The organism is Erwinia sp. BNK-24-b (genome assembly GCF_047456155.1).
In the GTDB taxonomy this organism is placed as follows: domain Bacteria; phylum Pseudomonadota; class Gammaproteobacteria; order Enterobacterales; family Enterobacteriaceae; genus Erwinia; species Erwinia phyllosphaerae.
On the sequence record NZ_CP179901.1, the window covers coordinates 1963410 to 1986447 of the forward strand.

At 52.1% G+C, this 23038-nt stretch carries 14 protein-coding genes and 1 pseudogene; 7 read left to right on the top strand and 8 right to left on the bottom strand.

All coding sequences use genetic code 11. The features are described 5' to 3' along the window. Positions 1-44 precede the first annotated feature (44 nt). A complete protein-coding gene (locus ACMGGR_RS08800; RefSeq protein WP_246759697.1) occupies positions 45-770 on the bottom strand; it encodes a YciC family protein in 726 nt (241 codons plus the stop codon). Between the two features lie 400 nt (positions 771-1170). Here ACMGGR_RS08800 and ompW point away from each other — a divergent pair, with 400 nt between their 5' ends. The 5 genes from ompW (at position 1171) to ACMGGR_RS08825 (ending at position 12968) form a co-directional block, all read left to right on the top strand. Continuing rightward, positions 1171-1806 (top strand): outer membrane protein OmpW, encoded by a 636-nt coding sequence (gene ompW, locus ACMGGR_RS08805; RefSeq protein ID WP_414148663.1) that lies wholly within the window; start codon positions 1171-1173, stop codon positions 1804-1806. 430 nt (positions 1807-2236) lie between these two features. Next, positions 2237-4387 (top strand): type I secretion system permease/ATPase, encoded by a 2151-nt coding sequence (locus ACMGGR_RS08810; protein ID WP_414148664.1) that lies wholly within the window; start codon positions 2237-2239, stop codon positions 4385-4387. 87 nt (positions 4388-4474) lie between these two features. Next, entirely contained in the window at positions 4475-5890 is a 1416-nt protein-coding gene (locus tag ACMGGR_RS08815) for an HlyD family type I secretion periplasmic adaptor subunit (protein ID WP_414148665.1), read from the top strand. Positions 5891-5918: 28 nt separating this feature from the next. Continuing rightward, a complete protein-coding gene (locus ACMGGR_RS08820; protein ID WP_414148666.1) occupies positions 5919-7019 on the top strand; it encodes a DUF5625 family protein in 1101 nt (366 codons plus the stop codon). A 15-nt stretch (positions 7020-7034) separates the two neighbouring features. After that, positions 7035-12968: a S8 family serine peptidase gene (locus tag ACMGGR_RS08825; protein ID WP_414148667.1), complete on the top strand. Its 5934-nt coding sequence runs from the start codon at positions 7035-7037 to the stop codon at positions 12966-12968. Positions 12969-13032: 64 nt separating this feature from the next. Here the strand turns inward: ACMGGR_RS08825 and ACMGGR_RS08830 are convergent, their stop codons facing one another. The 6 genes and pseudogenes from ACMGGR_RS08830 to ACMGGR_RS08855 all read right to left on the bottom strand — a co-directional run bounded on the left by ACMGGR_RS08830 (position 13033) and on the right by ACMGGR_RS08855 (position 20207). Then, the gene (locus tag ACMGGR_RS08830) at positions 13033-13347 is read right to left on the bottom strand and encodes a BON domain-containing protein (protein ID WP_246759691.1); all 315 of its coding nucleotides are present in this window, start codon (positions 13345-13347) and stop codon (positions 13033-13035) included. A gap of 307 nt (positions 13348-13654) precedes the next feature. Then, the gene (trpA, locus tag ACMGGR_RS08835) at positions 13655-14461 is read right to left on the bottom strand and encodes a tryptophan synthase subunit alpha (RefSeq protein WP_246759690.1); all 807 of its coding nucleotides are present in this window, start codon (positions 14459-14461) and stop codon (positions 13655-13657) included. Beyond that, complete coding sequence (gene trpB, locus ACMGGR_RS08840; protein ID WP_414148668.1) at positions 14461-15651, bottom strand: tryptophan synthase subunit beta; 1191 nt, start codon at positions 15649-15651, stop codon at positions 14461-14463. Before trpB ends, trpA begins: the two co-directional genes overlap by 1 nt. A 43-nt stretch (positions 15652-15694) precedes the next feature. Continuing rightward, positions 15695-17053, bottom strand: a complete 1359-nt coding sequence (gene trpCF / locus ACMGGR_RS08845) for a bifunctional indole-3-glycerol-phosphate synthase TrpC/phosphoribosylanthranilate isomerase TrpF (RefSeq protein WP_414148669.1) — start codon at positions 17051-17053, stop codon at positions 15695-15697. A gap of 1 nt (position 17054) precedes the next feature. After that, positions 17055-18645: pseudogene (gene trpD / locus ACMGGR_RS08850) on the bottom strand (bifunctional anthranilate synthase glutamate amidotransferase component TrpG/anthranilate phosphoribosyltransferase TrpD). Further along, on the bottom strand, positions 18645-20207 hold the full coding sequence (locus ACMGGR_RS08855) for an anthranilate synthase component 1 (RefSeq protein WP_414148670.1): 1563 nt from the start codon (positions 20205-20207) through the stop codon (positions 18645-18647). Before ACMGGR_RS08855 ends, trpD begins: the two are co-directional and overlap by 1 nt. A gap of 270 nt (positions 20208-20477) precedes the next feature. Here ACMGGR_RS08855 and rnm point away from each other — a divergent pair, with 270 nt between their 5' ends. Then, on the top strand, positions 20478-21341 hold the full coding sequence (rnm, locus tag ACMGGR_RS08860) for an RNase RNM (protein WP_246759685.1): 864 nt from the start codon (positions 20478-20480) through the stop codon (positions 21339-21341). A 38-nt stretch (positions 21342-21379) separates the two neighbouring features. After that, complete coding sequence (locus ACMGGR_RS08865; RefSeq protein ID WP_246759684.1) at positions 21380-22000, top strand: L-threonylcarbamoyladenylate synthase; 621 nt, start codon at positions 21380-21382, stop codon at positions 21998-22000. A 164-nt stretch (positions 22001-22164) separates the two neighbouring features. Here the strand turns inward: ACMGGR_RS08865 and ACMGGR_RS08870 are convergent, their stop codons facing one another. Further along, complete coding sequence (locus tag ACMGGR_RS08870) at positions 22165-22791, bottom strand: serine protease (RefSeq protein WP_246759758.1); 627 nt, start codon at positions 22789-22791, stop codon at positions 22165-22167. Positions 22792-23038 lie beyond the last annotated feature (247 nt).

Here is a 23038-nt window from a genome sequence, read left to right on the forward strand (position 1 = left end):
TCAGGCCAGTAGGGGCTGCACGCCAGCAGGCGTGCAGCGACTGATTAACGTAACAGCATATAAAGGCGATAGAGATAGATAATCAGTATCGCCGAAAACAGGTTGCTCAGCGCGTTCATCAGCACGGAGGCGACGTTAGCGGGCAGCACGGTCAGCGACGAAGCCAGCAGCAGCACCGCCATTTTTGCCAGCAGCCACACGGCAATAGCCGGGGCCACGACCTTAACCTGACTCCAGACCAGGCGCGTACTGGCGCGCATGGCGGCAAAAGCGCCCACGTTTTCTTTCGCCTGAATAATTGGCGACATTGCCAGCACGGTGGCGAGAATAAAGCCCGGAGCGACCAGCGCCATAAAGCCCAGCTGCACAATCAGCGTCATAAAAAATACCAGTATCAGCAGACGGGGCAGAGAGGGTGCAGCAACGCCGATAGCGCGTAGCGCGCTAACGCGTTCGCCAGCGGAAACCATCGGGATCAGGCTAAGCATCGCACCTGCCAGTAGCGTATTGCCTACCAGCGAGGCAAAGGTGCCAGCGGCAGAAGCGTGTAGCAGAACACGCTGCTGTTCCGGCGTTAGCGTTCGCACCCATTCCAGCAGGCTCATCGAGGCGTCGTCTTTACCCGCGAGCGTGGCCATATCGGGTGTTAAAGCATGGCCGATTAAAACAGTAATAAATGAGGTCAGCAAAGCGATCAGCACAATAGTAATCAGCTGATGGCGAAAAAAATTTCCCGTGTCACGGTATAACGAAGCCGCCGTGAATGACATGTACACTCCTTGAGAGCCGAATTTAGCGATCCGGCGATTGTACATGGTCTTAAGCCAACCTGGCACCCCGACTTACACAACTTTCCGTTTGGCTAAGATGCAATCCGTTATCGCTGGTCATCGCCGTCTTCCTTCTTTGTACCGCTAGCTTAGTGCAGGTAACCCATCATGCTTTTGTTGGGCCGCTCTCGCGTTGACCGCGGCCTGCCAGACAGTACCCGCTTTAAATTACATCACTTTTGTTAATGTAATTAACATATTTTGATCCAGATCAATTTTTGCTGAATTTACTGCCGCTTTCGCTTTTATTAGGGTGATCTTTATGAAAATAAAGCTAAAATCTTCGCGTTAAAAAAAAGAAGACAACATTGCGCATCTTTCACCTGACAAAGGAGTGGTTATGAAAATTTCAGTATTAGCGTTATTGGTGGCGGCCTGTGCGCCGGTAGTGGCATCTGCACATCAGGCCGACGATTTCTTTATGCGTGCCGGTTCTGCAACGGTGCGTCCTACCGGCGGTTCCGATAACGTACTGGGGTTAGGCGAGTTTGATATCGATAACAATACCCAGCTGGGACTGACTTTTACCTATATGCTGACCGATAACGTCGGCGTCGAGCTGCTGGGCGCAACGCCGTTTCGCCATAAGGTCGGGTTAGCTTCTACCGGGACGCTGGCGACCGTTCATCAGCTACCGCCAACGCTGATGGCACAATGGTACTTTATGGGAAATAACAGCAAGCTCCAGCCTTATGCAGGCATCGGCGTCAACTACACGATGTTTTACGACACGGATTTCAACCAGACCGGGCGTGATGCGGGTCTGAGCAATCTCAGCGTAAAAAACAGCTGGGGCGTGGCGGGTCAGGTGGGGCTGGACTATCAGCTGTCGCCACAGTGGATGCTGAACGCCTCCCTGTGGTACATGGATATTGACACCAAAGTCCGCTTTGATGCCGCAGGCGCGGGACGACAGAGTATCGATACCCACATTAATCCCTTTGTCTTCTTCTTCGGGGCTGGTTACCGCTTCTGATCTGTAATACACAGCAAAAAGGCGCATCCGCGCCCTGACAACGGTAAAGTCGCGATCTCTGAAATGCCGACCAGCTGGCAACTGAAGCCAGCAGCTGGACTTTAAAAAACGGGAGAAGTTTCTCCACCCGCATTTTCCCGTTTTTCAGTAATAACTCACGCAGTTTTAATCTATTTCAGCGCATCCTCAGCTCATGCCCCATGAGGTCAACTCATTTCAAAAATTAATAAAAATTGTTTTCTTTTTGTTCACCTGAGCGGATAATACGCAAAACTTACACAGTCTTTACATTATTTGAACTATTTATTCAGTGAGATGGCGCCTTTAACAGGGTTTGAGTTTACTGAGCCTGGGAGGCTCAGTTGTATTAATGGTAAACCGCGCTTTTCATTTCCCGCTGCCATCTGTTTAAAACAGGCAAGGACGCCAGATGCTAAAAGATCAAAACTGCACTCGTTCCCCTTCGTCCACTCAGCAACCGGATACGGGATTGCTTTGCCTGGCAATGATTGCCAGATTTCACAATATAGCCCTGTCAGTCGAACAGCTCGCGCATGAGTTCTCTGCCGCAGAGCAAGGTGTCACCCTGCAAGAGCTGCTGCTGGCTGCCCGTAAATCGGGGCTGAAGGCCCGGGCAGTTCATACCAGCATTGCCAGGCTTCAGCACTCGCCATTGCCTGCCATTGCTATTGATCGTGATGGAACGTTTTTCATCCTCGCCAGGGTGGATAAGGAGCGGGCCCTGATCCAGGATCCTCGTTCAGCGCGTCCCGAAGTTATCGGATTTGATGAACTTGAGCGACGCTGGGCCGGACAACTGGTTCTTGTGCGTTCCAGTAACGCAATTTCCGGTGAGTCCTCACGTTTTGACTTCACCTGGTTTGTCCCGGCGATCGTCAAATACCGCAAGCTGTTAGGGGAGGTTTTACTGGGATCTTTTGTCCTGCAGCTGTTTGCCCTGGTCACACCCTTGTTCTTTCAGGTGGTTATGGACAAAGTCCTGGTACACCACGGTCTCACCACGCTGGATGTTATCGCCGCCGGACTGCTGGGCATCATGCTGTTTGAATCCCTCCTGAGCGGCTTACGCAGTTATGTATTTATCCATACGACCAGCCGAATTGATGTGGAGTTGGGCTCTGGCCTGTTCCGGCATCTGATCAATCTGCCGCTGGCTTATTTTCAGGTAAGGCGAGTTGGTGATTCTGTTGCCCGCGTACGCGAGCTGGAAAATATCCGCAGTTTCCTTACTGGTAACGCCATCACCTTACTGCTTGATGTGCTTTTTTCGCTGGTCTTTATCCTTGTGATGCTCTGTTACAGCGGCTGGCTGACTTTAGTTGTGTTGGTGTCATTGCCGCTCTATGTATTGATCTCAGTGCTGATCACGCCTCTGTTGCGCAGGCGATTACAGGAAAGTTTTACACGTGGTGCCGAGAATCAGGCATTTCTTGTCGAAACGATCAATGGTATCGACACCCTGAAATCAATGGCTGTGGAACCGCAGGTCGTTCGCCAGTGGGATAATCAAATGGCGGCTTATGTTGCCGCAGGATTTAAAACCCAGACCTTGTCCACTGTTGCCAATGAAAGCGTCTCTTTGATTGGCAAACTGGTGACGGTCGCTACTTTGTGGATTGGCGCCCGTCTGGTGATCGAGGGGGAGTTGTCGGTCGGGGAATTAATTGCATTTAATATGCTGGCTGGCCGTGTCAGCGGCCCAATCATGCGGCTGGCGCAACTGTGGACCAGCTTTCAGCAAACCGGTGTTTCTATACAGCGTCTGGGTGACATTCTTAATTCTCATACTGAACTGGCGCAGGCCACACGCAGCACGATGCCATCCCTGAAAGGGCAAATAACGTTCGAACAAGTGTATTTTCGCTACCGGCCTGATGGCAGTGAGGTGCTGCGCAGCGTCAATCTCGTCATTGGTGCCGGTGAGATCATCGGTGTGGTGGGCCGCTCAGGTTCGGGAAAAAGCACGCTGACTCGTTTGCTGCAACGACTCTATGTGCCTGAACGTGGACGAGTAATGGTTGATGGCATGGATCTGGCGCTGACTGATGTTTCTTCGCTTCGTCGGCAAATTGGCGTGGTACTGCAGGAAAACATGCTGTTCAACCGTAGCATTCGCGAAAATATCGCCTTAATCGATCCGGGTGCACCGCTTGAGGTGGTGATGCATGCTGCCAGCATGGCCGGTGCTCATGAATTTATCCTGGAATTGCCAGAGGGTTACGACACAGTGGTTGGAGAACATGGCACATCACTTTCCGGTGGGCAGCGGCAACGGGTAGCTATTGCGCGTGCTTTGATCGGCAATCCCCGCATTTTGATTTTTGACGAGGCAACCAGTGCGCTGGATTATGAATCTGAACGTGTGGTACAGCAAAACATGAAAAGCATTTGTCAGGGCCGCACGGTCATTATCATCGCCCATCGATTGTCAGCGGTGCGCGACGCCCATCGTATTCTGGTTATGGATCGGGGCGAAATAGTTGAACAAGGTGCTCATGCAGAGCTACTGGCAAAACAGAATGGCCACTATTCACGACTGTATCGTATGCAGCAGGGCTGAGAGGCGGCCTTTATTCAGATGTTAGAGGCTGAGTGCTGGCTGACCTGACAGGAAAAATTGACCCTGATTCAAGGATGAGAATCACTTATGAGCGACATGCTTTCTTTATTGCAGCGCTATCGGAACGTCTGGAGTCAGTCCTGGCGTCAACGCAAAAACATGGACGTCCCGGCGCGGCTTGCCCATGAACTGCAATTTTTACCTTCGGCACTGGAATTACAGGAAACACCGGTGCATCCGTCACCCAGAATTTTCTGCTGGGCCATTATAGGTTTCGCTACGCTGGCATTGATCTGGGCCTGCACTGGCAAAATCGAGGTGGTGGCGGTTGCGCCAGGGAAAATTGTTCCCAGTGGGAAAACCAAACTGATTCAATCCAGTGAAACAGCGGTGGTCAAAGCCATTCACGTCAGTGATGGTCAGATAGTAAAGGTTGGTGAACTGCTGGTTGAGCTTGACCCGACGGCGGCAAACGCCGATGTCAGCCGGATCGAGAGTGAGTTACTGGCTGCCCGTATTGACAGCGCGCGGGGAGCAGCGATGCTGGATGCGATTAACCAACAGCGGCCGCCGCAGCTGGTGGAAAGGACGATGACTCATGCCAGCCCTGAACAGATTATAAGCGCCAGGCGCTGGCTTCAGGGACAATATCAGGAGTACCAGAGCAGCCTGGCGCTGGTCGATGCCGAAATCCACCAGCGCAGTGCCGAAATCCAGTCAGCTCAGGCCCAGGTGGTCAGCCTGCAACAAGCGGTACCGATTGCTAAGCGACTGACCGCAGATTACCAAAGATTAGTTAAGAAAAATTATGTCTCGCAACATGAGTATCTGGAGAAAGAACAATCCCGGCTGGATCTTGAACGGCAGTTGAGCATACAGCAGGCCAGTGTTTTGCAGCATACCGCAGCTTTGGAAGAAGCCCGACGCCGTCGCGAGAACGTTATTGCACAAAACAGACGAGCGATGCTTGACCTGTTACAGGAAGCCAGGCAAAAGGTGGCTGTCCAGGTACAAGAGTTGGCTAAGGCCCGTTATCAGGAAAACCTGGCCAGCCTCACGGCTCCGGTTGCCGGCACGGTGCAGCAACTGGCGGTCCATACCGTGGGTGGCGTGGTCACACCTGCACAAGCGCTGATGGTTATCGTTCCTGCAAATCAACCTGTAGAAGTGGAGGCCATGCTGGAAAATAAGGACGTGGGCTTCGTTCATGTCGGACAAGCGGTCACGGTCAAAGTCGAGACTTTCACCTTCACCCGTTATGGTACCCTGGCCGGCGAAGTGCTTAACGTGTCTGAAGATGCCATTGAGGATGAAAAGCGTGGGCTCGTCTATAGCAGCAGAATTCGGCTTAAATCAGATCAAATAAAAATCAATGGCCGCCAAGTTGCGTTATCGCCTGGAATGTCAGTTACCGCAGAGATAAAAACCGACAGGCGTAGGGTGATTGATTACGTCCTGAGTCCATTGCAACAGCATATTGATGAGAGCATGAGAGAGCGTTAAAGATCAGATTAAATAATGGAGATAAAAGATGGAAAAAACAAAAGGTATAGACAGGCTATACAAGGTTTTGATATTTTTTGTTTTTATTACTTTTTTATGGTCTGTATTTCGCGCCAGGCCAGTAAATATTATTGAGCCTATAATACAGGCACGGGCTGGGCGTTCGGCACAGTTAGATTTTGAAATCAATAAATCCGGACCTTATCAATTTTCTCTTTTGTTTTCTAAAGGCTATAACAGTAAGGATGAAGTTGAATTAAGAAAGAAACTGACACTATTTGGCAGTATCAATAGTGCAGGTAAGATGATACCTGTCTCACTGCGTCTGATCAAAGACGGCAAAATGGTTTTCGATGAAAAAATAGAAACGGTGGGGACCGTTCGGGAGCATTCCTTTTATCGCAATGAGTCAAATATACGTGCAATGGTGCGAAATATTAAGATCGCCTACTTACCCCCAGGGCGTTATTCTTTAAAGATTACCCTCCTTAAGGATATGGCTGATTTTGATAGAATCCCGATTTATGCCCACGCCATCTATTTTACGCCAGAAAACTTAGCCCGTGTCGAAAATGAGAGCCGGGAGATGGACCGAAAAATGAATTCTTATTGGTACAATGGCTGGTTATTTACCCGGTTTCTGGTCAAAAGTCTCTGGTGTGTGAAATTTTGTGATGATCCTCTCCATCGGTATAAATTATTAGATGTCACGCATGCTGGCCAGTCCGTAACTATTGATTTTGAGATCAAAAAGGATGAATACTATAAATTTACTTTACTGTTTGATCAAGGAGGTACTTCTGAGGAAATACACAAAAGGACAGCATTATTTGGAGATGTATATAAGGGGGGCGTTACTGTTCCCATTTCACTGAGCCTGATTAAAGACGGAAAGGTTTATTATGAAAACACCTTAGAGACTAATGGATATTTTAGCAGTAAAAACATCCGTGATGAAGAAAGGAAAAAAACTGTATATGTTGCTGAGCGACTGGTAAAAATACTTGAATTACAATCTGGTTATTACTCTGCCACCTTCACTATATTGACAGATAACCCCGCTTTAAACGGAATTTCTGGTTTTGCCGGAGTTTCTTACTATATGTCTCATGATAAGTTCATTTTCTGATAAGGAAATTTAAAAATGGAAGGAAAATACACGGTAACATATAAAGTCGCCACAATAGGGTCAGGTTATATTCCTTATGACGATAAGGGTAATAGGCTAACTGATGAAGAGATTGGTAAATCCAGTAGTGGTCATATGTGGTATTCTTTAAGTGATGGTAGCGGGAAAGAGTTTAGTTATGGTTTTGCGTCAGAAAACTACAAACCCTTTGATCAAGGACGCGTGGTTAACTCTGATAATTTGGCCTATCAGCGAACCTCTACTGAAATTACTGTATCATTGACTAAAAATCAGTATGATCAATTGTTGGATTTTTCTAAAAATTCTCAAAAATATGGTTTTAATGAAGATAAATATAATGTTCTCACTAATAGCTGCGTGGATTTTGTTTATAAATCACTGAATGTTATTGGATATAATGATAAAGATTTCCAGGGTAACCTAATCCCGACAAACAATATTTTTGCTTTGAAAAACATGTTGTATAACGAAGGCGCTCAAATCATTCGCGATAATCTTATGCGTAATGATGATTGCTATCTTGATAAAAATACGGGCGTTTGTAAATGGCTTTCCCCGGAAGAAAGGGTTTCCAGTCAGGATGGAACCAGCCTGATTAACATCAATATCAACTCCTCGCCTGTACCTCAAACATCCATTCAGGGAGAAAGTCAGGCGCAGCAGGATGCCGCCAATGGCTATATCGTCAATGCCGCTACGCATAAAATTTACACCTTCGACGATTTGCTGAATAAAACCGATTTTACCTCCTCTCAGATGGCCAGTCTGGCCTCTGGTGGGATTCGTCCCGGCGAACTGCAGCTCGATCCTAATGCCCGTCCTAACAGCTGGCTGTCGGAGTTTTACAAAACCCCAGAAGGGACTGACTCTTACTTCAACCTGCTTAACGCCGCAACGCTTAACGGATTGTCGGCAATGACCACCTTCAATACCTATGTCGATCCGCTGTTGCTGGATTTAAGCGGCGACGGGGTGCATATGACTGACATCCGTGATGGCGTACTTTTCGATATGGACAACAGTGGCACGCTGAAACGCAGTGGTTGGGCAGATCGTACTACTGGGATGCTGGTCATAGACGATGGTAGCGGTCAGATAAAAGACGTCAGCCAGATGTTCTCCGAATATTACGGTGGCAAAGCAGGTACTGACGGGGACGCGGGCGAAACAAAATTCAGCGATGGTTTTTCCGCTCTTGCCAGTGAAGATAGCAATAAGGATGGAGTAATCGATCGGCGTGATGCCATCTGGAGCAAGCTGCGGGTCTGGGTTGATGGTTCACATGATGCACAGGTAAATGCCGGTGAACTGAAAACGCTGGATGAGCTGGGCATTACCCAAATTAATGTCCGCGCGACGAACAAAGAAGAAGTTCGTGATGGTAACAGAGTGGTTGCCAGCGGATCTTTCACCATCAACGGCAAAATTCAGGAGGTACTGGCCGTCGATTTTCTTGGCGATCCCATCAGCAATACCCTCAGCGCTCAGGGAAGCGGGACACGAGTCACTTCTACTGCTAACGGAATGACCACCACGGCCTGGGCCAGCCAGAGTCAACACAACGAAACCCTGGATGCGGATAAGCTGGGCGTAAGCAATGTGTACGGCGGAAGCGGTAACGATACGTTGATTGCCGCAAAAACCGGCAGCTGGCTGGTTGGCGGCGCGGGGAGCAACACTTATGTTGGCGGCGCAGGCGATGACGTTTTTGTTATCAGCGCCTCTGATGATGCTAAAAACATTCATGGCAATGGAGGCCGCGATACGGCGATCGTTGTAGGCAGTAAAGGTGTGGAGCTGAACATGGCGCAGGCAGGTTTAACCCTGGCTGAAGGCGGAGACGGCAATGACATCATCAGGAGCGGCGGGGCCAATGGCGTCTTTATTAAGGGCGGCTCTGGTGATTCAACGCTGGTCGGAGGAATGGGAGACGACGTGCTGGTTGGAGGTAGCGGCCACAACGTCATCATTGGCGGCAGCGGCAAGGCAGTTATTTATGCTGGTACTCAGGGCGATACGATTTATGCTTCCGGCGGGGGCAGCATCATTTATGCTGGCGGCGGCGATGATAAAATTTTCGGCGGCGCCAGTGATGACGTGATTGAGGCCGGTCACGGCAATGCCACGATTGACGGAGACGGCGGCATCAATTTGGTCACGCTGCACGGTAATCACGGCGACTATAGCATCACCCGTACCGACAGCGGTTATAGCGTTGCCGATAAGGTCGTCGGGCGTGACGGCACGTTAACACTAAAAAATATCCAGAAACTGAATTTTGCGGATATTTCGGCGGTTGATTTACAGCTGCCGAACGCCATGCCGGTTGAAGATGTTCTTACGCGTGATAAAGAGGGAAAAGCCTTCGATCATATTCAGGCTCACCTTATTTCTGCCGATAGTCTGTTGGCCAACGATTGGCGCCTTAACAGCCAGGGAGCACTACGTATTGCGAATGTAGGGGATGCGACCGGCGGTACGGTGAGCCTCACCGCTCAGGGCGACGTTCTGTTCACGCCGGATACCAGTTATACAGGCATGCTTAGCTTTAAGTACGGCGTTATTGATGCAGCCGGTAATCTTTCCGCTTCGGTAGTGGATCTTAATAGCGGACAGACAGCGCCGATGCGGGCTGCCGTCACCCTGTTAACGCCGGATATGCCGCTCGATCCTTTAGCCGCGCAGCAATGGTATCTGAGCGAGACTAATATTCTGCAGGTCTGGCAGGACTATACCGGGAAAGGCGTTCGTATTGGACAGTTTGAGCCGGGCGGCCAGTTTGCTACCGCGCCTGAAATCTTTGATATCGATCATCCTGACCTTGCAGTAAATGTCGATCGGGCCTGGCTGGAATCTCAACGGGCCAGTGGTACCTTGCCTGGTTTGGTTTCTAACCATGCCACAATGGTGGCAGGAGTGATGGTCGCAGCCCGCAATGACAAAGGTGGTGTTGGTGTAGCCTATGACGCTACGTTAGGCGGCTATAGCCTGGCTAATGACGGTGCCGACCTCGCCGGGCTTGGACACATGGTCAGTTTTGACATTGCCAATAATAGCTGGGGCTTCACCCATGACTTCGCACAAGGTAATTTGCAGGGCAGTGCTGTTAACACTGCCAGTTCTCTGGGTATGAATACGCAGTATGCAGCAGCTAATGGCCGGGGTGGATTAGGGACGATTATTGTTACGGCTGGCGGCAATGCCCGTGCGGCTGGCGGTAATGCGCAGGGATCGCTGACCAGTAATAATCGCTTCTCGGTTGAAGTAGGGGCAATCAATGCTCAGGGTGACTTATCGACGCTGCAGATTGCTTCTTCACCGTTCTCAAGCCCGGGTGCCAGCCTGCTGGTTTCAGCGCCGGGCAGCAACATTGTCTCAACCAGCCATATGCTGGAAACGGATCGTGGCTCGACCTTTGGCAATGACTACAGCAGCATGCAGGGAACCAGCTTTGCCACGCCAATCGTCTCCGGTATTGTTGCGTTAATGCTTGAAGCCAATCCGAATCTTGGCTATCGCGATGTCCAACAGATCCTTGCGCTCTCTGCCCGCAAGATTAACGACCCTTCTACCGACTGGAGTGACAATAGCAGCCGCAGCTGGAACGGTGGCGGGATGCATACCAGCAATGATTACGGGTTTGGTGAAGTTGATGCACGGGCCGCTGTTCGACTATCCGAAGCCTGGATGACTCAACATACGGCTGCCAATGAGTATGTCTACAGCGCGTCCAGCGGCCCACTTGGTCAAAATGTGGTGGCAGGAGCAACGCTGACGTCGTCCATTGTGATGAAGGCTGGTCTGAATGTTGAGCATGTTGAAATTGACTTTGATGCAGACGTGGGGCGTCTGGGTGATTTGACGCTCAGGTTGATCTCCCCTGATGGCACGCAAAGCATACTGCTTAACCGTCAGGGCAAGATCCCGGAAGGTATGCCGGGTGCGAGTGAGGCTGACCAGGGCAGCAGCCGGTCAGGCTCATTTAAATATACTTTCATGACCACCCACGATTTTGGTGAATGTTCGGCAGGTAACTGGACTTTGCAGGTCAGCGATGCGAACTCAGGTTTGCCAGTCACATTAAATACCTGGTCCTTACGACTTTATGGCAGCAAAAGTAGTCCAGACGATACTTATTTTTATACCGATGAATATATCGACGCCGTAGTCCGTCAAACCACCCGAGCGGTGTTGGATGACTCGGTCAATGGCGTTGCCGGAGGGCGTAATACACTCAACGCAGCGGCCGTTTCGCGCAACACTACGGTTAACCTGCTGAGCGGTGTTGCCAGTATTGGCGGTGCTGCACTGACGATTAAAAATCCGTCTGCTATTCAGAATATTGTCACAGGCGATGGAAACGATACGCTGGTTGCAGGGAAGGCTGATGCATTACTGGATGGCGGACGCGGAAACAACACGCTGACCGGCGGTGCGGGTAAAGAGTTCTATGTCGTCCATCGCCGTGATGCGGGCAACGATGTTATCAATAACTTTGAGGCTGCACGAGGCGAAACTATCGATTTGGTAGGGTTCTCCGGAAAAACATTTTCCGATCTGAAGCTGACACAGCAAGCGGCGGATGTCCGGGTTGAGCTGGGTAAGGGCCAGAACATCGTTCTGAAGAATCAGCAACTCGCCGGGATCGGTGCGGGGAACTTCCTTTTCCAGGATACGTTTATCGCGCCTCAGAGCTACACCAGTAGCGACACCTCTACACATCAGCCACAGCAAGGCCTCGGAACCGTGATCCTTAACGGCGGTGGCAGAGGCGTTATCATGAGTAGTGATATTCAGGGCAATTTCACTTTCACGCTCAATGGGACTGTCTACAGTCATGATAGCGCCTCGTCAGACACATTTGTGGTGGCCGCCCAATCCGGAGTGACGAACTACCAAAATGCGTTACGTGGCTTCCGTCACGGCACGGATAAAATTGATTTGCGACAAACCGGCATTACTGATTTCAGCCAGCTTTGCATTACCCAGAGCAATCGCGGCACCATCAATGGATTATCTCAAATTCATGGCGTTAACGTTATCTACAATGGTGCTGAGGGTACCAACGTCAATCTGCTCTATCTGGACACACTGGAAACCTCTCAGGTTAGTGCGAGCGATTTCATTTTTGCGGAGTACTCGCCGGATCTGGTTCCTGCGGTCGATATCGGAATGCCACCATCGCATGAACAACCTGCAGTAATTGTTCCGGATATATCAATTCCACCAGTGCCGCCCTCATTACCTTCTGCATCTGAGGAGGCTAAGCCAGGTATTCCTGACCTCAACACCATAACGATCGATAAAACTTTCGCTAAAGTCACACTGGATGACGAAAGCAGAACCATCAATGTGGCAGGTGTTTTTAACACGGTGGTGGCTGGGAACGGTGACAACAGATTTAATGTGACGGGGAAAAAAGCCAATATTACGGCAGGCAATGGTAATAATGTCATCGTTGGTGAGATTGATCATCTGACAGTTGGAGATGGCGAGAACACTATTGAGGGAAATATCTCAACGGTGAAACTGGGTGAGGGTAATAATCATGTGGTGGTCAGCGGTATCATGTCGACCGTAAAAGTGGGACACGGCGTTAACGAGCTGGAATTTAGCGGCTCAATGGGGAGGCTGGTATTTGGCAGTGACATCAGTCCAGACTTCTTATGGTTCCAGCATAAAGAGCAGGATCTGCAAATTTCAGTGACAGGCAGTAATCAGCTGGTCACCCTGCATAACTGGTATGCCAACATTGCCGAACAGCCCTGGAATATTACGGCGGGTAACGGGTCCAGACTGTTTTACAAAAATGTTGAAAACCTTGTCCAGGCGATGGCTGCCTTTGCACCGCCAGCGTCTGCAACCGCTATGTTTGCCGATGCAGAGCTTCAGCGGCTGCAACCTGTACTGGCTGCCAACTGGCGCTGAAAGTAAAAGGGCGGAATAAATACCGCCCTCAAACTGCTGATAAAGTTCTGACCGTAAGGCCAGCTTACTTAATCTGCATATTATTTACTACCGACTTCACACCTTTCACGCTGCGGGTGACCTGCACGGCGCGGCTGGCCATCTGTGCTGAGCTAACGAAACCGCTCAGCTGCACGCGTCCTTTAAAGGTTTCTACGTTGATTTCACGCGACTTCAGCGCTTCGTCATTCAGCAGTTCCGTTTTAACTTTAGTCGTAATGACCGTGTCATCAAGATAACCACCGGTGCCTTCCTGCTTTGCCGTTGGCGCGCAGGCGCTGACTGAAACAGCCACAACGGCTGCGATAACCATACCCGTCAACATTTTGAACAGCTTCATGGTAAATCTCCCTGTTATTTACGAATGGCCTTGGCCGTTATTACAGATTCGCTCTGTAAAAGAAGCGTAGACCTGGCCGGCGATTTTTCCATGCTCGGACAGCAAAAAGGGCGAAAAAATAGCGCCTTATCAGAACAGAATGAAGGCAGCGCAGCAAAAAAGTTGGTGTAGGTAAAAACGGTCGGGAAAGCGTCATGAAATTCAGCTAACCGTTACTACCTTTGGCATACAGTGAAAACGAATGTCCAGAGCAACTGAGCATGAAGTCGGGATGCCTTACCGGGGGGATAAGGCATCCATAAAGCGGTTAACGCGTTGCGGCTTTCAGCGTGGCGACAAAATTCTGCAATTCAGCCAGCATCTTCGCTGGTTCATTGTGATGGCGCTCAATAATTTTTACGATTGCCGAACCGGAAATCGCGCCCGCCGCGCCCGCAGCCAGAGCCTCTTTAACCTGAGAAGGTTCAGAAATACCAAAGCCCTGTAACGGCGGCGCGGCGTGATATTCGGTCAGCTTGTTAACCAGATGCTGCAAAGACTGGCTGACTCCGCGGCTCTCTGTTCCCGTCACGCCCGCACGTGAAAGCAGGTAGGTATAACCACGACCGTGCGAGGCAATTTCACGCAGCAGATCGTCGCTGGCGTTTGGCGGACAGATAAAAATTGGCGCAACGTTATGGCGCATCGCCGACTGGCGGAACGGTGCAGACTCTTCAACCGGCACGTCTGCCACCAGCACCGAATCCACACCTACTTCCTGACAGCGTGCGTAAAAATTGTCGATACCGTTTGAGAAGACCAGGTTAGCGTACATCAGCAGGCCAATCGGTATTTCAGGATACTTCTGGCGAACGGCTGCCAGCAGCTCAAAGCACTGCGCAGGCGTTACGCCAGCCGCAAAGGCGCGCAGCGTCGCGTTCTGAATAACCGGGCCATCCGCCAGCGGATCGGAGAAGGGGATCCCCAGCTCCAGCGCATCGGCACCGCCAGCAATCAGCGCATCGATAACCTGTAGAGAGTGCTCGGGTGTTGGGTCGCCCAGCGTCACAAAAGGGACAAAAGCGCCTTCTTTGCGTGCCTGCAAACGCTGAAAAAGCTGTTCATAGCGTTCCATCAGATCTCTCCCTTAGCAGTCAGAATATCGTGAACGGTAAAGATGTCTTTGTCGCCGCGGCCGGAAAGATTAACGACCAGCAGCTGCTCTTTTTCCGGCGCTTCACGCATCATCTTCAGCGCATGAGCTAACGCGTGGGAGGACTCGAGGGCAGGAATAATACCTTCGCTGCGGCAGAGAATTTTAAAGGCATCCATCGCTTCGTCATCGGTGATGGAGACGTATTCCGCCCGGCCAATGCTGTTCAGGTGGGCATGCTGTGGGCCAACGGAAGGGAAATCGAGACCGGCGGAAATAGAGTAAGACTCTTCAATCTGGCCATCTTCCGTCTGCATCATCGGCGCTTTCATACCGAAGTAGATCCCCACGCGGCCGTGCTTTAACGGCGCGCCGTGCTCGCCGGTTTCGATACCGTGGCCGGCGGGTTCAACACCAATCAACCCTACGGAAGCGTCATCAATAAAGTCTGCAAACATGCCGATAGCGTTAGAGCCGCCGCCCACGCAGGCGATGACCGCATCCGGCAAACGACCTTCCTGTTCCTGCAGCTGAACTTTGGTCTCTTCACCAATCATCCGCTGGAATTCACGCACGATAGTCGGGAAGGGATGCGGGCCAGCCGCCGTGCCGAGCATATAGTGGGCGTTTTCATAGCTGCCGGACCAGTCGCGCAGCGCTTCATTACAGGCATCTTTCAGCGTGGCCGAGCCGCTGTGTACCGGGATCACTTCCGCACCCATCAGCTTCATGCGAAAAACATTCGGTGACTGGCGCTCAATATCTTTTGCACCCATATAGATGCGGCATTTCAAGCCAAGCAGCGCGCTGGCAAGGGCCGAAGCAACGCCGTGCTGGCCCGCGCCGGTTTCGGCAATAATCTCTGTCTTGCCCATGCGCTTTGCCAGTAGCGCCTGGCCGAGAACCTGGTTGGTCTTGTGCGCGCCGCCGTGCAGCAGATCTTCGCGCTTCAAATACAGACGGGTTTTGGTGCCTTTGGTCAGATTTCGACACAGCGTCAGGGCTGTAGGGCGACCGGCGTAGTTTTTCAGCAGGCCAATAAATTCTGCCTGGAATTCAGGATCGCGCTGGGCGCTGACAAAAGCCTCTTCCAGCTGCTCTAAAGCAGGCATCAGGATTTGCGGCACGTACATACCGCCAAACTCGCCAAAATAGGGATTTAATAAAGTCATATCGCTTCTCTTCTCGCAAAGGCGCCGCATGAGCGTCGCCCGATCAGTAGGCTCTCAGCGTACGAAACACCGAGGCAATTTTTGACGCGTCTTTCAGGCCGGGTGCGCTTTCAACGCCAGAGTTAAAGTCCAGACCCGCACAGCCTAGCTGCGCGGCAGCCACGCAGTTGTCCGCGCCCAGTCCGCCGGCCAGCAGCACGTTATCCAGTTTTTGCCCGGTCAGCAGCGTCCAGTCGAACCGCGTGCCGCTGCCGCCTTTGCCGCTATCAAACACGTAGCGATCGATATGCGGCCAGTCGCGAGCGGGAAGCGCCTCTTTAATACTGAATGCTTTCCAGATTTTTACCGCTGCAGGCAGTTGGCTACGTAATTCAGCCACGTAATCGCGATCTTCATCACCGTGAAGCTGCACCGCAGCCAGCTTTAACGCGCGGCTGGTAGTGACAACGTCACCTATAGCGTTATTGCGGAAAACGCCGACGTAGTTAAGCGCCGCGCCAGCCATCACCGTTTTCGCCTGTTCAACGTCAATGTTACGCGGTGAACCTTCGGCAAAAATCAGGCCGCCGTAAACGGCACCTGCTTCCAGCGCGGCATGCGCATCTTCTGCACGCGTCAGGCCACACACTTTGTTCTCGCCAATCACTACCCGGCGTACGGCTGAGGAAAGGTCATCTTCCGACATCAATGCCGAGCCGATTAAAAAACCGTTGGCAAAATGGCTCAGCTCGCGCACCTGCGCATAGCTGTTAATGCCGGATTCGCTGATGACCGTCACGCCATGGGCAACTTTTGGGGCCAGGCGGCGGGTGCGATCCAGATCGATAGAGAGGTCGCGTAAATCACGATTATTAATGCCTACCACCTTCGCGCCCAGTGCGGTAGCACGCTCCAGCTCCTCGTCACTGATCACTTCCGTCAGCACACCCATATTTAAACTGTGCGCTACCGCAGCGAGCTGGCGGTACTGTTCATCATCCAGCACGGAAAGCATCAGCAGAATAGCGTCGGCCTGATAATGGCGCGCCAGATAGATCTGGTAAGGATCGATAATAAAATCTTTGCACAGTACCGGCTGGGTAATAGCGGCGCTGACGATGGGCAGAAAGTCGAAGCTGCCCTGAAAATATTTCTCGTCGGTCAGCACCGAAACGGCCGAAGCATGATGCTTATAGATGCCAGCGATAGTGGCCGGATCGAAATCCTCGCGGATTAAGCCTTTTGAGGGTGAAGCTTTTTTACACTCCAGAATAAACACGGTCCTGGCGCCGGCCAGCGCGTGGTAAAAACTGCGCGTGGAAGGCTCAATCTCGTTTTGAAAAGAAGCCAGCGGCTGCTGTTGCTGGCGCTGCGCCAGCCATACCGCTTTATCCTGCACGATTTTGCTCAGTACGGTTTCCATATTATCCTCTTGCTGCCAGCGCGACGACGCGCTCAAAAGCCTGGCCACTGCGGATGGCGCGCAGCGCCTGTTGCGCGTTTTCCCGTAAATCTTCCTGGCCGAATATTTTCAACAGCAGCGCGACGTTAACGGCCACGGCCTCTTCATGCGCCTGCTCGCCTTTACCCTGGAGCAATCGCGTCAGAATGTCACGGTTTTCTTCCGGCGTACCGCCTGCCAGCGCTTCCTGCGGATGAAAGCTCAGGCCAAAATCTTCCGGCGTCAGCTGATAGCTGGTGATTTCGCCGTCACGCAGTTCCGCCACGTGCGTAGCGCTGTGTAACGCTACCTCATCCATACCGCCACCGTGCACAACAGCCGCGCGCTGATAGCCCAGCACCTTCAGCGTGTGGGCAATGGGCAGCACCAGCTCCGGGCTGTAAACGCCAATCACTGCCAGCGGCGGACGTGCAGGGTTAATCAGCGGGCCAAGCACGTTAAACAGGGTACGGGTTTTAAGCTGCTGGCGTACCGGCATTGCATGGCGAAAACCAGTGTGGTACTGCGGCGCAAACAGGAAACAGACGTTCAGCTCGTCCAGCGCCTGGCGCGCCTGCTGTGCAGGCATATCCAGATTAATACCAAAAGCCGCCAGCAGATCGGAAGAGCCGGACTTGCTGGAGACGCTGCGGTTACCGTGTTTGGCTACTTTCAACCCGCAGGCGGCCGCAACAAAGGCGCTGGCGGTAGAAATATTAATGCTGTTGCTGCCGTCCCCGCCGGTGCCGACGATATCGGCAAAGGCGTAGTCCGGACGCGGAAAAGGTTTGGCGTCTTCCAGCAGCGCCGTAGCGGCTCCGGCAATCTCTTCCGGATGTTCACCACGGATCTTCATCGCAATCAGCGCGGCCGCGAGCTGGGTCGGCTCAAGCTTGCCGGTGACGATAGCGGAAAAGAGCTGGTGGCTTTCCGCACGGGTCAGGATTTGCGCCTGGTACAGTTTTTCCAGAATAGCGTTCATCTTTTTCTCCTTATTTTGCCAGCGCCCAGGCAAGCGTCTGTTCCAGCAGACGTGCGCCCTGAGTAGTCAGAATCGATTCCGGGTGAAACTGGAAGCCGCAAACGCGGTCGGCGTCGTGGCGAACGGCCATCACCATGCCGTTAAAAGTAGCGTTAACCGTCAGCCCGTCCGGCACGTTACTGCCAACCAGAGAGTGATAGCGCGCGACCGGCAGCGGATTGCTCAGTCCGGCAAACATCCCCTGGTCATCATGGGTAACGGCAGAAGCCTTACCGTGCAGGATTTCGCCAGCCTGGCCGACATGACCCCCGTAGGCTTCCACAATCGCCTGATGACCCAGGCAAATGCCGACAATGGGCAGCTCACCGCGCAGGCGTGCTAACAGTTCAGGCATGCAGCCTGCGTCAGCCGGTGCGCCAGGGCCGGGAGACAGCAGCAAAACCGGATTTTCCATCTGTTGCAGACGCGCAATCAGCGTATCGGCGGGCACGTTATTACGATAAATAACCACGTTATGGCCGAAAGCGCGCAGCTGGTCGACGAGGTTATAGGTAAAGGAATCAATATTGTCGAGCAGCAGAATGTCAGCCATCAGAAAATCTCCTTGCAGTGGTGCGCGGTGGCAATGGCGCGCAGAACCGCGCGGGCTTTGTTACGGCTTTCATCGGCTTCCGCCTGCGGATTTGAGTCCAGCACCACGCCTGCGCCAGCCTGAACGGTAGCGACGCCGTCTTCAACATAGGCTGAACGAATCACGATGCAGGTATCCAGATCGCCGCTGGCGGTAAAGTAGCCTACCGCGCCGCCGTAGCTGCCGCGCCGCGTGCCTTCGGCTTCAGCAATCAGGCGCATAGCGCGAACCTTCGGCGCGCCGCTCAACGTGCCCATATTCATGCAGGCGCGATAGGCGTGCAGCACATCGAGATCCGCCCGCAGCTTGCCCACCACGCGGGAAACCAGGTGCATCACAAAAGAGTAACGGTCAACTTTGGTTAAGTCGGCAACATAGCGGCTGCCCGGCTCGCAGATGCGTGCCAGATCGTTGCGCGCAAGGTCGACCAGCATCAGATGCTCGGCCAGCTCTTTGTGATCGGTACGCATCTCCAGCTCAATGCGGCTGTCGAGGTCGCGATCCAGCGAGCCATCGGCGTGACGACCGCGCGGGCGAGTTCCGGCAATCGGATAAATTTCAATCTGGCGGTCAAGGGCAGAGTATTTCAGCGAGCTTTCCGGTGAAGCGCCGAACAGGCTGAAATCTTGATCCTGCATAAAGAACATATAAGGGCTTGGGTTGCTGTTTTTCAGCGTCTCATAAGCGGCCAGCGGCGACGGACACGGCAGTGAAAAACGGCGTGAAGGCACTACCTGGAAAATTTCGCCAATGCGGATCGCTTCCTGCATTTTACGCACGACCGCGCAATATTCTTCATCGCTCTGGCTGACATTCAGGGCCATCTTTTCTACCGACTGCACCGGCAGTGCAGGGGCAGGTTGCAGCATCTGCGCGTGTAGTTGTTCTATCCGACGCTGCAGGCGCAAAAACTCGCCGGGCGCGGAGGTAAACAGGCTGGCCTGAAGACGCGCGCTCTGGCTCTGATGATCGATAACCAGCAGCGTTTCTGCCAGGTAGAAGCAGTAGTCGGGACAGCGCTGTTGGTTATCCAGCTGCGGCAAATCTTCAAAGCCTGCCACCAGGTCATAGGCGAATAAGCCGCCAAGCAGCATGGCTTCGCGCTCTTCTGCCGGGCTTTTTAACAGGTGCGGGATCAGGCGCAGCGCGTCAAAAACCGACAGCGATTTCAGGCGAGAATCCTCATCCTGAACCTCGCTGTTTGAGATGAAGCGCAGCTCGCGGCCGTCGGGGCGAACCGTATTAATGACCGAAGGAGGCAGAGCGGCATCGAGTAATGGCAGCAGCGCACGACCGTTTTCCGACAGCGCCTGTAAGGTGACGGTATCGCCGAGTGCGGTAATCCGCAGCGCGCTGTCAATAATCAGCAGGCTTTTCAGATTGCGCTTGCTGTCGATATCGGCAGATTCAAGCAGCAGCGTAGCGGGACGCGCGCCGCAAAGCTGATGAAAAACCGCGGCCGGATCTTCACGGTAGGGCGCGCTGCCGGTAATTAACTTCACTGTAGAATTGGCATGATGCATAAGGTTAATCTCTGAAATTGGCTAAAAAAAAGGCCCGCTTGCGGCGGGCCTGGGTAGCTGTACAACGACGTGCACGACTCCTTCGCCCGATCAGGGAGAAGTATGCCACCAGCCGTTCGTTGCTTTTGTCATTTTCATTATGTCGCTACCTTTGCCTGTGAACTTGCGTACTAGTTAACTGGTTCAGCAGGAAAAAGTCAATACTCTTTTTCTCTCCGTCGGGATTACGGGTATCATTGCAGAAAATTTTCCGCGCTTTACGGAGTCGTTTTGTCCTTAACCCCGCTTAATCCCTGGCCCATCTACGATTTACACAGCCACACGCGTGCCTCTGATGGCCTGCTCACACCTGAAGAGCTGGTGTTACGTGCGGTCGAGCAGCGCGTTGGCGTGCTGGCTATTACCGATCACGATTCGGTCGACGGCGTTCAGCCCGCGCGTGACGCCATTGTCAGGCATCAGCTACCTTTACGGCTTATCGCTGGCGTGGAGGTCTCTTCCCTGTGGGAAAACCATGAAATTCATATTGTCGGGCTTGGCGTCGACTGCCAGCATCCTGTTTTGACGCAGTTTCTTCAGGGGCAGAGCGATCGCCGGCTGGCGCGTGCGCAACTGATAGCGGAACGTCTGGAAAAAGCGCACATTCCCGGCGCGCTGGAAGGCGCACTGGCGTTAGCGGACGGTGGCGCAATCACCCGTGGCCATTTCGCTCGCTATCTGATAGCGCAGGGAAAAGCCGATAATATGGCGCAGGTGTTTAAAAATTACCTGGCGCGCGGTAAAACCGGCTACGCGCCGCCACAGTGGTGTACAATCAAACAAGCCATTGATGCTATTCATCATTCTGGTGGACGTGCCGTACTGGCCCATCCGGGCCGCTACGGGCTTTCTGCCAAGTGGCTAAAGCGCCTTATCGCTCATTTTAAAGAAGAGGGCGGTGATGCGATGGAAGTGGCGCAGTGCCAGCAGCCGCCCAATGAGCGTACGCAGCTGGCGCGTTATGCGCAGGATTACCAGCTGGCCGCGTCGCAAGGATCGGATTTTCATCAACCTTGTCCGTGGATCGAGCTGGGAAAAAAATTGTGGCTTCCGGCTGGCGTAGAAGCAGTCTGGCTACGCTTCCCTGAAATTTAAATCCGTTCGCCCGTTGCGCGACGGAGATGAGGTTAACAATGAGTCAGTTTTTTTATATACACCCGGAAAATCCGCAGCCGCGCCTGATCAAGCAGGCCGTTGAGCTTTTAAATAAAGGCGCGGTGATCGTTTATCCTACCGATTCCGGCTATGCGCTGGGCTGTAAGCTGGAAGATAAAAGCGCGATGGAGCGTATCTGCCGCATTCGCCAGCTGGACGGTAATCACAATTTCACGCTGGTTTGTCGCGATCTGTCTGAGCTTTCCACTTACGCTCACGTCGATAATACGGCTTTTCGGCTGATGAAAAATAATACGCCGGGCAACTACACGTTTATTCTGAAGGCGACCAAAGAAGTGCCGCGTCGTCTGATGAACGACAAGCGTAAAACTATCGGGTTGCGCGTGCCGTCTAATCCTGTCGCGCTGGCGCTGCTGGAGGCGTTAAACGAGCCTTTAATGTCGACGTCGCTGATGCTGCCGGGCAACGATTTCACCGAATCCGATCCGGAAGCGATTCAGGATGAAATTGGCAAACAGGTGGATTTAATTATTCATGGTGGCTATCTGGGGCAGCAGCCGACAACGGTTATTGATCTTACCGAAAATACTCCGGAAGTGGTACGCGAAGGCGTAGGCGATATTAAACCTTTCCTTTAACGGGCTGGTGGCTCGCCGTGGTGACAGGCGAGCCTTTCCCAAAACAGGCATTCCTTTTCTCCTTCCCTGATTTAAAACTAAGACAATATTAAGTTTACCTTAAGGTAATACCCCTGATGCTGTCTTTATTTACTTTCAAAAGTTCACTAACAGGAAAATTTGCTTTAAGAAGTGGTTTTTTGTAGCCAGTCCTTAAAATCTTCGTAAGGAATATAAAGCGAAACGTCTTTTAAAGGCACGTTGCTGGCTTTATGACGCTTAATTTCATTAGTGAAGCCGACAATAACGCCGCCGATAGTGTCGTCGCTGTTATAAACCGCGCCGCCCGACATACCTTTTACTACGCCCGCATTGGAAGCCATTGCCACGCAGGGACGTTTATTCCACTCGTTACGAATGCCGGTCAGGGCCAGATTGACACCGGAAGATTCCACCGGCATTGCGGTAATAAAGCTATAGCCATACATTTTTACCGACTCGCCAATATCGCCCTCGCGGAATTTCGGCAGGGTCTTCATGTCGTTTTTGTGGTAAATGATCGCCAGATCGCAGTAAGGATGATAGGCCTTAACGCGCTGGACGGAGAGCTTCGCCACGTGGGCAGCGGTCAGGCTGTACTCAGGCGTAATCGGAATGCTGGTGCCGAGCGAACCTACACCCAGAATGGTAGGAATGCCGGTAAAATTCATGTCCACACGCTTCAGCGCTTCTTTGCTGTACTCATATTTACCGACAGAGCAGCCGGTGAGCGTCAGCAATGCCAACGCCGCTAAGGGAATTATTTTTTTCATCATCGTTACACTTTGTCGGACACGTCGGAAAATCCCTGGTGAAGATTAATGACGTGTAAGGCCGATGCTGACCGAAATCAGCGGTATAAAGGGAGCTGCGCCCCCCGTTTTTTAAAACCAATTTCTATTTAAAATTTATTTGTGACTTAACTAAAATTTATTATGACTGGTAACCAGTTCATTAATGTGGCTCTTTATGGCCTGAGTGAATTCTACACAAACTTATTAGCCGAGCAAACAAATTAAG